This window comes from Acinetobacter sp. SwsAc4 (genome assembly GCF_013391535.1).
Lineage (GTDB): Bacteria > Pseudomonadota > Gammaproteobacteria > Pseudomonadales > Moraxellaceae > Acinetobacter.
On the sequence record NZ_JACAXC010000004.1, the window covers coordinates 150,015 to 160,977 of the forward strand.

The following is a 10,963-nucleotide window of genomic DNA, read 5'->3' on the forward strand; positions in this document are numbered from 1 at the left end:
TCACCCTTTCTGCTTCTTCGGCAAGATATCCATCAATTTACAGATAATTCCGAGCATGATTTCATCTGCACCACCACCAATGGAACCTAAACGTCCATCACGATACAACTGTGATGCAGGGTTCTCCCACATAAAGCCATTTCCACCCCAATATTGTAGGCAGCTATCCGCCACTTCTCGAGTTAAGCGCCCTGCTTTGAGCTTTGCCATCGAAGCCATCATGGTGACATTTTCACCAGCAATGTGTTGTTCACAAGCTTGATAAGTAAGTGCTTTTAGCGCTTCAACTTCAGTCATCAATTCAGCAAAACGGAAATGCACATATTGATTATTGATGAGTGGCTGACCAAATGTCGTCCGTTCTTTCGTATAATCAATGGTTTGTTGAATCACATTTTCCAAACCACCGACAGCATTTGCACATGCCCACATACGTTCTTCCTGAAACTGCATCATCTGCATCATGAAGCCCATACCCTCAGCACCCACCAGATTGCGCTGTGGTACACGAACGTTATCGAAATAAACTTGAGCCGTTGTGGTGGAGCGCATTCCTAGCTTATTCAGTGGTTCTGAGAAACTAATGCCTGCAGTCTTCGCAGGAACAATAATCATTGATTTATTGACGTGTGGTTTGTCGTCAGAGGTATTGGCAAGTAAGCAGAAGAAGTCTGCTTGCAGTGAATTAGTAATCCACATTTTGCTGCCATTAATCACATAATCATCACCATCTTTTTTTGCGGTGGTTTTAACCGCTGCAACATCTGAACCTGCATGCACTTCTGAAACTGCAATCGAAGCCACATATTCACCACGAATCGCAGGATTCAGAAACTCTTCTCTCAGTTCTTTACTACCAAAACGAGCAAGTGCAGGTGTTGCCATATCGGTTTGTACACCAATCGCTAGAGGCACACCACCACATGCTGCACGTCCTAATTCTTCTGCCACCACGAGGTTATACGAATAATCTAAACCCAAGCCGCCGTTTTCTTCGGGCTTACAAATACCAAGCAAGCCTAAATCTGCCATTTTCTTAAAGACGTCATGGATCGGAAAACGTCCCGCTGCTTCCCATTCTGGAATAAACGGATTAAGTTCGTTTTCTACAAACTGACGTGCGGTACGGCGTAATGCTTCATGCTCTGCGGTAAATTTCATTATTTTTTTCCTTAAAAATTGTTTTTCCCCTCTCCCTCAGGGAGAAGGCTAGGATGAAGGTATTAAAAATTAAAATCTAGACACACCAAAACGCGTTGGATTTAACTCGCGTTGCTGTGCTTCATAAATGGTCTGTAGCAAGAAGATCAATACTTTACGTGTATCTCTAGGATCGATAATGCCGTCATCATGTAACATCGCTGTATTAAATAAAGCGGTCGATTGCTGTTCCAATTTCATCGATGTACTTTGTTCTAGAAAATCCAACATTTGTGGATTCGGCTCCATACCTGAAGCTTTTTGCTTCCCTTCAGCCACGATACGCAACACTTTTCCAGCTTGAGCTGAACCCATCACCGCCACATGTGAATTTGGCCAAGCAAAAATAAAGTTTGGCGATAAACTACGTCCACACATGGCATAGTTACCTGCTCCATAAGAACCAGCAACAATGATCGAAATTTTGGGTACAGTCGCGTTGGCAACTGCTTGGATCAGCTTAGAACCATGTTTAATAATGCCGTTTTGTTCAGCATCCGTTCCGACCATAAAACCCGTGGTGTTATGCAAGAATAAAAGTGGTCGTTGGGTTTGTTCACAAAGATGAATAAACTGTGCGGCTTTGACCGCTCCTTGTGGTGTGATGGGGCCATTATTGGTGATAATTCCAATATGTACCCCACCCATTTTTGCCCAACCGCAAACAGTAAGCGCATCATATTCTTGTTTAAATTCTAAAAAGTCTGAATCATCAATAATCCGCGCCACGATTTCTTTCATATCCAAAGGTTGCTTCGGATCTTGCGGAATAATGCCTAACAATTCCTCGGCTGAGTAACGAGGTTCTTTATAATCCTGATCGAGACTTTTGGTTTGTTCTTTCCAGTTCAAATGTTCAAAAATTTCACGAGCAATACGAATGCCATCAGCATCATTTTCAGCTAAATATTCAGCTACACCAGAAACCTGAGTATGCATTTCAGCACCACCGAGTTCCTCAGCCTTTGCCACTTCACCTGTTGCTGCTAACAATAATGGGGGACCAGCCAATAACATTTCTGTTTGCTTACGCACGGCAATCACATAGTCAGATAGACCTGGTTGATACGCACCACCTGCGGTGGCATTGCCATGTACCACCGATATTTGTGGAATCCCTGCCGCAGACATTCGTGCCTGATTGGCAAAAGTCATACCGCCATAAGTAAATACTTCGGCTGCATAATTTAAATTTGCGCCGCCACTTTCGGTCAATGTCACAATCGGTAATTTTTGTTCAAGCGCAATCTTTTGCAAACGTAAGGTTTTTTGTACACCCATCGGTGACATGGTGCCGCCTTTGATTGCGCTATTACTGGCAGTGACCAAAGCACGAACGCCACTGACAAAACCAATTCCCGCGATAATACCCCCACCCGCTTCAGAGCCATCTTTATCATCATGCATGTTGTAGCCAACCAAACCACATAGCTCGACAAAAGGTGAATCAGCATCGAGAAGTAAACGTACACGTTCGTGTGGAAGAATTTTACCTTTCTTATCAAACTTCGGTTTTGCTGCATAAGACTTATCAATGCCCTTTTGCTGTACGGCACGCACTTCTGCAATTTGGCTTAATAAAGCATCTCTATTTTGTTGATATTGTTCACTACCAACTGCAATTTCAGATTGAAGAATCGTCATGGTTTAATCCTTGTTTGCATCTTGCGCTTGGGCAGATTGTTGTTCTGCTTTTTCAATCTGATCTTTGAGTACATCAGGAATAAATGCACGATGGAAGCCATTAAAAGACTGGCTATTGGTTGCATCTGCTAACGGATACATCCGTGTTCCTTGTGAAGCTGCACCATCAACTCTTAAGGTCACACCTGAAACAAATGCAGCAGCATCAGAGAGTAAATAACAAATCGCTGAAGAAATTTCCGACTCAGTACCCATTCGTTTTAAGGGCACATTAGCTGCCAAACTTGGAATAATAAATTTGGCAAAGTCACCACTGTAGTTATCCATACCAGAAGAAATAATCCAACCCGGCGCGACACAATTAACCCGAACGCCTGAACGTCCCCACTCGACTGAAGCGGTTTTGGTTAGGTTATCCACACCTGAACGTGCTGCACCAGAATGTCCCATTCCTGGCATACCGCCCCACATATCGGCAGCCATATTGACAATGCTACCGCCGTGTTTTGCCATCCATTGGTTATAGGCTTCACGCATCAGGTAAAAAGTTGAATGCAAGTTATTACGCACTACCGCATCAAAGCCATTGGCAGAAATACTTTCAAGTGCAGATGGAAATTGCCCACCTGCGTTATTGACTAAGCCATCCAGTTTGCTGAATTTTTCAATCACTTCCGCAATCATGTTTTTGACTTGTTCTTCATCACGGTTATCACAGACGATGAAATGGACTTTGCCACCATCTTCTAAAATTTCTTGGCTGACTTTTTCTAACTTTTCAATTTTGCGCCCTGTGATCACCACCTGAGCGCCCAAAGAAGCCAATTCGTGTGCGGTACAACGACCAATACCAGAACCTCCGCCTGTCACGACAATCACTTTGTCAGCAAATGCATCTGCCCTGAAAATTGATTGATAACTCATTTGATTTACATCCTTACTTATTTTTCTAACAGTTGTGCTGGTACTTTGACTGGCATATCTAACAATTGCTGTGCAAATGCCTTACCTTGCGGATCAATACGTAGACTGGCAATCCCACCACCACCCAATGCATTTTCCAACATAAAATTCAGTGCATTCATGGCTGGCAATTCATAACGAATCACTTTTGATTTTTCAGGATCAAGTACATGCTGCATATAGTCTGCAACATTGGCTTCTGTCAGTGCTGCCCGAATCCAAGGTAGATATTCTGCTTTACGGGCAATCACCCCAATATTGCTATGATTACCCTTGTCGCCACTGCGCGCATGTGCCACTTCAATTAACGGCACTTCAATTTCATCGCCTTGATAGCTCGCCACTTCACCCACTGAATGCAGGTTAATATCTTGTGGAGCTAAACCTGTTGGAATCTGAACTGGATGACGTTGCCCTGCAAAATCCACCTCAACCTTGATTTGATCTTTATCAATTAAGAAAGAGAAAAGCTTCACCACTGCCGAAGCTTTAGGACGACCACCAACAATCCCCGCTAATGCAGGTGCCATACCTGTAGATGCCTGTGCAATTTCCGAAGCAAAGAACATACAGGCTTCTTTAAACATGTGTTTCACAGCAATCTTAACCACCACTTCACGGCTATCTTTCACTCTAGTATGCGAACCATAGGTGCTTTCGATACCCAGAATCTCCACCGATTTTTCACTAAATGGCGGAACTGAACGTAAAGCCAATACACGTTCGCATTTATTTAGAATCGCATCGGCAATGGTTTGCGCTTTTTCAGGTGCTTCACGACCTGCAATTAAGAAGCTCACTAAAACACGATAACCATCCGCATAGGTAGCACTGACTTTATATTGCTGCGTTGGTGCACGACCAGTCGCACCTGTAACTTTTACTCGATCTTCACCGATTTGCTCTAAATGAACTTGGCTAAAATCAGCCGTCACATCAGGAAGCAAATAAGCTTGAGGATTACCAATCTCATAAACAATTTGTTCTGCGACTGTTGCTGTTGAAACCAAACCACCTGTGCCTTGTGGTTTAGTCACAATAAAGGAAGCATCGGCACTGACTTCTACAATTGGAAAGCCCATATTGTCAAAGCCCTGCACCAAACGCCAATCGGTAAAATTACCACCTGTACATTGAGCACCACATTCAATCACATGCCCTGCCAATGAACCCTGTGCCAACTTGTCATAATCATCCAGTGACCATTTGTATTCATGCAGTAGGGGTGCAAGCACAACCGCCGAATCGACCACCCGCCCCGTAATCACAATATCCGCACCTAAATCCAAGGCATCACGGATCGCAATCGCCCCTAAATAGGCATTACTGCTGGCTACATGATGTGGTAAAGCATCACCATTAAACATTTCCTGAACATTTTGTTTCAGTAACTCAGCATGTTTGGGTAATACATCATCCCCAAGTACCACAGCAACTTTTAAATCCAAGTCTTTTTCATCAATTATTTTTTGTAAGGCATCACGACACGCTAAAGGATTAACACCGCCAGCATTACTGATCACTTTAATTTTTTTCTCAGCAATTTTATTAATCAGTGGTGCCATCACACGGCTAACAAAATCCAATGCATAACCATGATTTGGATCAGTCATCATTGTCTTTGCCATGATCGACATGGTAATTTCTGACAAATAATCAAACACTAAATAATCAATATCACTTAGATGTACCAACTGAAAAGCGGCTGTGTTGGTATCCCCCCAAAAGCCTGATGCACACCCAATTTTGATTACCTTCTGATCATCCTGCTTGATGCTTGTCATGCGCTTTCTCATTGTTATTTCTAAATTGGCATAACATTACCAAGCAAGTGCTTGGTTTGTAAAGGACATAATGATATGCTGTATTGGCAAAAATAGACAAATCCAAGCAAATGCTTGTTATAAAAAGATAAGACAATTCATGAAATGAATTTTGTTACAATGCTCACTAGATTTAATAGGATAGACGGACTGGCATGATCGCAACTTCAATTGAGCAAATACCTAAAATTGTATGTTTTGACGATAGCCCACGTGGGCGTTTGCTGCTTGGTGCTGCTTATTTATTTTATAAACAAGGTTATGACAAAACCACGGTTCGCCAATTAGGTGAATTTATTGGTATCCAGTCAGGTAGCTTATTCCATCATTTCAAAAGTAAAGATGAAATTTTAGCGACTGTCATGGAACAAACCATTATTTATAACTTTGTACGGCTTAAAGAAGCGGCTGAACGTTCAAATGAGCCAGAACAACAATTACGTGATTTAATCAAAGCTGAACTGATTTCGATTACTGGGGATACAGGTGCAGCAATGGCCGTACTCGTTCATGAATGGTTTGCCCTCTCCAAAGAGAAACAAGACTATCTTCTAAAGATGCGTAATGAATATGAGCAAGTTTGGCTGAATGTGATTGAAAAATTACGTGATCAAGGCAAAGTTAAACATGATGCATTTATTTGGCGTCGATTGATTGGTGGTTCTATTTCTTGGTCGGTGACTTGGTACAGACCTGAAGGTAAAGTCAAAGTGGATGAGCTGACTGAAATGGTTTGGGAAATGGCTTTAAAATAAGTAAGATATGAGACGACATAACTTAACGTTCCACCCAATCATGGTATTTCTATTGTAAAAATTCTTTGTTAATCTGCAAGCAATATAACAGCAGAATAATAATGCCATGAATCCAGTCCAACATGCCAATATTTCAGTAAAACGTCGTGGGGGCGAGCTTGAAGATTATATTGATATTCATGCTTTGATTGACAGCACCAAAATGCTTTGTACCGATAACCGCCATCGTATCCTGCATACCTTTTGGGGGGTTCAGGAAGTGATTATTCCAATCTTTGGACATCACTTTGAAAATAGTGCGGGTAAAAGTATCGAGGTCAAAGACCTGTGCGAAAAAGATCATTTACTGGTGGATTTCCACCACCGCTTTATTCCAACCATTGGAGACTTCGTTGCAGCCATGCAGGATATTCCGACTGATGGACTGGCAAAACGTTTAGAAAAATTCCACTCAGATGTGATTGATGACCCAAAGCTATCAGCAACACTACTCTCGCCATTATCAGTGACAGGACAACTAAAATCTTTACTGATCACTCACAATAGTTGGTTTATCAATACCATTCTTCCCATGATGGGAAAAGGCGAAGCCAAATTTATTGATTTCGATATTAGTCCAGACTTCTTTTTCAATCCAATGCGTTTTGAACTCTGGATGGACAATGGGATGGCTGTCCCACCAAGTGCAGCCAAACTGCAAGACTTAAAAATGAAAATCGCTTAATTTTAAGGGGAAATAAAAATGAGTAATATCCAATACGTGATTCGTCAAAATGACTTTGCCTATAATGATGAATGGCATCTGACCAATTGTGTTTCAACTGGGGCGATCAAGCAGATTTATAAAGATAAAGCTGAAGCTGAAAAGGCATACAAATCACTAGTCGTCGAAGGCTTATACTATGATGAACTATGTAACTATGACATTGGCAATGGTGAAGTAGATGATGAAATCTACGAAAAACTTGAAGCTTTAATTTTAGAAAAAACAGGAAAAACTTTTAATATAGATGATGGTGAAATTCCTAAATTGAATGAAGATGATGCTTTTGAATTTGCTAAAATCTCAGGTATTGTCTGGTACCAATTATTAGAAGTTGATGCATCACAGCCCTGTTATGTACTTTGGATCAACTCTGAAGAAGACTATTTTAGTGGCTATGAAACTGGCAGCATCATTTCAAGTCAAGATGAAAACTTTAGTGATGTGTCGTGGGAAGCCAATATTTATGCAATCGACTATGCGTTTGAAGCTTTAATGGACAAACCTCTTGCAGAATTAAGCGATAGTCCACTGTTATTCAAACAATTTATCGAACAAACTCCAGATATTCGTTACGATGCTGAAAAAGACAGTATCGAAGGTATTGCCTTAGATAATATAAAATTTATCGATATAAAAACTTTGAACTCATTTTTGAAACAACCTATATTTGAAATCCGCCAAATCTCTTTAGAAGAATTAGCTGAACTAGAATAAATTTGAAAATAAAAAGTGCGGAAATTAACCGCACTTTTTATTCATCATAGGTATTAATAGCCTAGCTGCTTACTAATCAAATCTTTCATGATTTCTTCAGCACCACCACCAATCATATTCACTTTGACTTCACGATAAATTCGTTCGGATTTCGTTCCACGCATAAAACCCATTCCACCCAAAGTTTGCACAGCCGCATCCGCACAAAATTGCATGGTACGAGTCGCTACATTTTTTGACATCGAAATTTGTGCAATGAGGTCTGCCCCTTGTAACTGTTTTTGTCCCATTCGATAAGCTGTATCTTCTAATAATGCTCGTGTTGTAGTCAATTGAGTTGTCATATCTACAAGTTTGTGGCGAACCACCTGATGATCCACCAAGCGCTTTCCAAAAGTTTGACGCTGTTTTGCCCAATCTAAGGCTTCCTCATAACAGACCAAGGCATAACCATATGCCATCGCTGCTAGCCAAAAACGCTCCATATTAAAGTTATTCATAATGACTTTAAAACCAGCATTTTCCTCACCCAACAAATGACTAACTGGGACTTGGACATTGTCAAAATGCAAATGCGCTGTGTCTGATGCCCACCAACCCATTTTCTGTAAAGGTGATTTGGTTATTCCCTTGCTATTTGCATCGACCAGTAACATAGAAGTACCTTTGGCGCCTTGTGCTTGCTGATCCGTCTTTACAGCAACCGTATAATAATCAGCACGAATCCCTGAGGTAATAAAGGTCTTTTCACCATTTAAAATATAATGGTCTCCTTCTCGAACTGCTTTGGTTTTAATTGAAGCGACATCAGAACCGCCACTAGGCTCTGTAATTGCCAAGGCTGATATTTTTTCACCTGCAATAATCTGTGGCATAACTTCATTACGAATCTCAGGTTGAGCAAAATGATGAATGGGTGGTGTTCCAATGCTATGGATCATAAGCGAAATATGCACACCACCAGATCCAGCTTTTGCCATCTCAATTGCTGCCAACATGACATAAAAGGCATCTGCATCGGGAATGCCACCATGTTCAGCATCATAGCCGAGACCCATTAAACCAACACTTGCAGCCTTTTGATAAAGTTCTCGTGGAAATATTCCTGCCTCATCCCATTCATTCACATAAGGTGAAATTTCTTTTTCTACAAAACGTTTGACACTGTCTGCAAAAGCTCGATGTTCTGCTGTGTAATAAATCGGGTTAAGTGATAAGCCATCCATGCTATTCTTCCTAAATTATTATTTAACGAGTTGTTCTTTTATAAATACGGCTTTAGACCAATCTCATCATGGTTTAAAGTCTTAAAATTTCGCTTAATAACCGAGTTGGCGGCTGGCAAGGTCTTTCATAATTTCCTCTGCACCACCACCAATCATATTCACTTTCACTTCACGATAGATACGTTCAGATTTTGTGCCACGCATAAAACCCATCCCTCCTAAAGTCTGAACGGCAGCATCAGCACAAAATTGCATGGTTTGTGTTGCTACATTTTTAAGCATGCAAATTTGTGCAATCAGTTCATTACCCTGCAATTCTGGTTTTCCTAAACGATAGGCTGTATCTTCCAATAACGCACGAGTTGAAGTTAAACGTGTCGCCATATCTACTAGCTTATGACGAACAACTTGATGATCAATTAAGCGTTTACCAAAAGTTTGTCGCTGTTTAGCCCAATCTAAAGCTTCTTCATAGCAAACCAACGCATAACCATAGCTACTGGCTGCAAGAAAAAATCGCTCCATGTTAAAGTTGTTCATAATGACAAAGAAGCCCATATTTTCAGCACCAAGTAAGTTTTTGGCTGGTACTCGCACACTATCAAAGTGCAAATGCGCGGTATCCGATGCCCACCAGCCCATCTTATCCAACTTGGATTTGCTAATGCCCTCACTATGTGCATCTATCAACAGCATAGAAATGCCATTTGCCCATTTGGCATTGGGATCAGTTCTCACTGCAACAGTATAATAATCCGCACGAATACCCGATGTAATAAAGGTCTTTTCACCACTGACAATATAATCATCACCATCTCGAACCGCTTTGGTTTTTAAAGCCGCAACATCCGAACCACCGCTAGGTTCAGTAATTGCCAATGCAGAGATTTTTTCTCCTGACAAAATTTGTGGTAAAACTTCAGCCTTGACCTCTTCTTGAGCAAAATGCTGAATTGGTGGTGTTCCAATCGTATGTGAAAGCAATGATGCAGCCAAACCACCTGATGCGCACTTCGCCAACTCCACTGAGGCAAGCAGAGTATAAAATGCATCCGTTCCTGCAATACCACCATAATTTTCATCAAAGCCCACACCAAGCAAGCCAATATCAGCAGCCTTTTTGTAAAGTTCTCTCGGAAAGGTTTCTGCTTCATCCCATTCAGTGATAAAAGGACTAATTTCCTTTTCAGTAAAGCACCTAACACTCTCAGCAAAGGCTAAATGTTGCTCGGTGTAATATAAAGGGTTGAGTAGCATGCTTGCTTCCTAATAATTATTGATCATTGTTTTCGAGTATTTAGTAAGCACTAAGGTATCAAAACTATAAAAACCAAGCAAGCGCTTGGCAAAATTTAAAATTAAAAAAATATTCAATTGGTTCGATTACTTTAACTTCCTACAGAAAATCATTCATAATATAAAACTCTTTGCCAAATAAAACACCCCTAACCGTTAGGTTAGGGGTGTTTAGATTTAAAAGCTGGCGATGACTTACTCTCACATGGCAAAGGCCACACTACCATCAGCGCTAAGAGGTTTCACTTCTGAGTTCGGGAAGGGATCAGGTGGTTCACTCTTGCTATTGTCGCCAGCAAACTGTTGTGGTGTTTTGGGGTCTTACTGATCATGTTGTGTTTTCACTTCATGTCTGCCTTACTTACGAACCAAAGAGTTATTAACGGATTAGATATTGAGTCTAACTTTGTGTTCAGCATTTTAACTAGTTTTCACACTAAATCAAGTTATGTATTGAATTTATCTTGAATACAACAACTGTTTGGGTGTTGTATAGTCAAGCCTCACGAGCAATTAGTATTGGTCAGCTTCACACGTCACCGTGCTTCCACACCCAACCTATCAACGTCCTAGTCT

The 10,963-nt window shown here is 41.0% G+C and carries 9 protein-coding genes and 2 rRNA genes; 3 read left to right on the forward strand and 8 right to left on the reverse strand.

Features of this window, described 5'->3' with window-relative positions; translation table 11 throughout:
* The 4 genes from HYG88_RS04145 to HYG88_RS04160 form a co-directional block, all read right to left on the reverse strand.
* Window positions 1–1,161 carry an acyl-CoA dehydrogenase family protein gene (locus HYG88_RS04145; RefSeq protein WP_005162362.1) on the reverse strand — a complete coding sequence of 387 codons (1,161 nt, stop codon included), beginning with the start codon at window positions 1,159–1,161 and terminating at the stop codon, window positions 1–3.
* A gap of 69 nt (window positions 1,162–1,230) precedes the next feature.
* Window positions 1,231–2,844 carry an acyl-CoA carboxylase subunit beta gene (locus tag HYG88_RS04150; protein WP_005162364.1) on the reverse strand — a complete coding sequence of 538 codons (1,614 nt, stop codon included), beginning with the start codon at window positions 2,842–2,844 and terminating at the stop codon, window positions 1,231–1,233.
* A gap of 3 nt (window positions 2,845–2,847) precedes the next feature.
* Window positions 2,848–3,768 carry an SDR family oxidoreductase gene (locus HYG88_RS04155; protein ID WP_005162365.1) on the reverse strand — a complete coding sequence of 307 codons (921 nt, stop codon included), beginning with the start codon at window positions 3,766–3,768 and terminating at the stop codon, window positions 2,848–2,850.
* 17 nt (window positions 3,769–3,785) lie between these two features.
* Window positions 3,786–5,591, reverse strand: coding sequence for an acyclic terpene utilization AtuA family protein (locus tag HYG88_RS04160; RefSeq protein ID WP_005162368.1), 1,806 nt, complete (start codon window positions 5,589–5,591; stop codon window positions 3,786–3,788).
* Between the two features lie 194 nt (window positions 5,592–5,785).
* On the opposite strand from HYG88_RS04160, the gene HYG88_RS04165 reads away from it, so the two are divergent.
* The 3 genes from HYG88_RS04165 (at window position 5,786) to HYG88_RS04175 (ending at window position 7,865) form a co-directional block, all read left to right on the forward strand.
* Entirely contained in the window at window positions 5,786–6,385 is a 600-nt protein-coding gene (locus HYG88_RS04165; RefSeq protein ID WP_005162369.1) for a TetR/AcrR family transcriptional regulator, read from the forward strand.
* A 106-nt stretch (window positions 6,386–6,491) separates the two neighbouring features.
* Window positions 6,492–7,109 carry a hypothetical protein gene (locus tag HYG88_RS04170; protein WP_005162370.1) on the forward strand — a complete coding sequence of 206 codons (618 nt, stop codon included), beginning with the start codon at window positions 6,492–6,494 and terminating at the stop codon, window positions 7,107–7,109.
* An 18-nt stretch (window positions 7,110–7,127) separates the two neighbouring features.
* On the forward strand, window positions 7,128–7,865 hold the full coding sequence (locus tag HYG88_RS04175) for a hypothetical protein (protein WP_005162372.1): 738 nt from the start codon (window positions 7,128–7,130) through the stop codon (window positions 7,863–7,865).
* A 53-nt stretch (window positions 7,866–7,918) separates the two neighbouring features.
* Here the strand turns inward: HYG88_RS04175 and HYG88_RS04180 are convergent, their stop codons facing one another.
* From HYG88_RS04180 to HYG88_RS04195, 4 genes are all read right to left on the reverse strand, one after another.
* The gene (locus tag HYG88_RS04180) at window positions 7,919–9,091 is read right to left on the reverse strand and encodes an acyl-CoA dehydrogenase family protein (RefSeq protein WP_178882643.1); all 1,173 of its coding nucleotides are present in this window, start codon (window positions 9,089–9,091) and stop codon (window positions 7,919–7,921) included.
* A 93-nt stretch (window positions 9,092–9,184) separates the two neighbouring features.
* Window positions 9,185–10,348 carry an acyl-CoA dehydrogenase family protein gene (locus tag HYG88_RS04185; protein ID WP_005162374.1) on the reverse strand — a complete coding sequence of 388 codons (1,164 nt, stop codon included), beginning with the start codon at window positions 10,346–10,348 and terminating at the stop codon, window positions 9,185–9,187.
* Between the two features lie 221 nt (window positions 10,349–10,569).
* Window positions 10,570–10,684 (reverse strand): 5S ribosomal RNA (gene rrf / locus HYG88_RS04190).
* 195 nt (window positions 10,685–10,879) lie between these two features.
* Window positions 10,880–10,963 (reverse strand): 23S ribosomal RNA (locus HYG88_RS04195); the annotation flags it as partial.

What these genes read in the sequence shown, in the direction of transcription:
- HYG88_RS04145 (WP_005162362.1), bottom strand. Translation starts at nt 1,161, where the DNA reads ATGAAATTTACCGCAGAGCATGAAGCATTACGCCGTACCGCACGTCAG.
- HYG88_RS04150 (WP_005162364.1), bottom strand. Translation starts at nt 2,844, where the DNA reads ATGACGATTCTTCAATCTGAAATTGCAGTTGGTAGTGAACAATATCAA.
- HYG88_RS04155 (WP_005162365.1), bottom strand. Translation starts at nt 3,768, where the DNA reads ATGAGTTATCAATCAATTTTCAGGGCAGATGCATTTGCTGACAAAGTG.
- HYG88_RS04160 (WP_005162368.1), bottom strand. Translation starts at nt 5,591, where the DNA reads ATGACAAGCATCAAGCAGGATGATCAGAAGGTAATCAAAATTGGGTGT.
- HYG88_RS04165 (WP_005162369.1), top strand. Translation starts at nt 5,786, where the DNA reads ATGATCGCAACTTCAATTGAGCAAATACCTAAAATTGTATGTTTTGAC.
- HYG88_RS04170 (WP_005162370.1), top strand. Translation starts at nt 6,492, where the DNA reads ATGAATCCAGTCCAACATGCCAATATTTCAGTAAAACGTCGTGGGGGC.
- HYG88_RS04175 (WP_005162372.1), top strand. Translation starts at nt 7,128, where the DNA reads ATGAGTAATATCCAATACGTGATTCGTCAAAATGACTTTGCCTATAAT.
- HYG88_RS04180 (WP_178882643.1), bottom strand. Translation starts at nt 9,091, where the DNA reads ATGGATGGCTTATCACTTAACCCGATTTATTACACAGCAGAACATCGA.
- HYG88_RS04185 (WP_005162374.1), bottom strand. Translation starts at nt 10,348, where the DNA reads ATGCTACTCAACCCTTTATATTACACCGAGCAACATTTAGCCTTTGCT.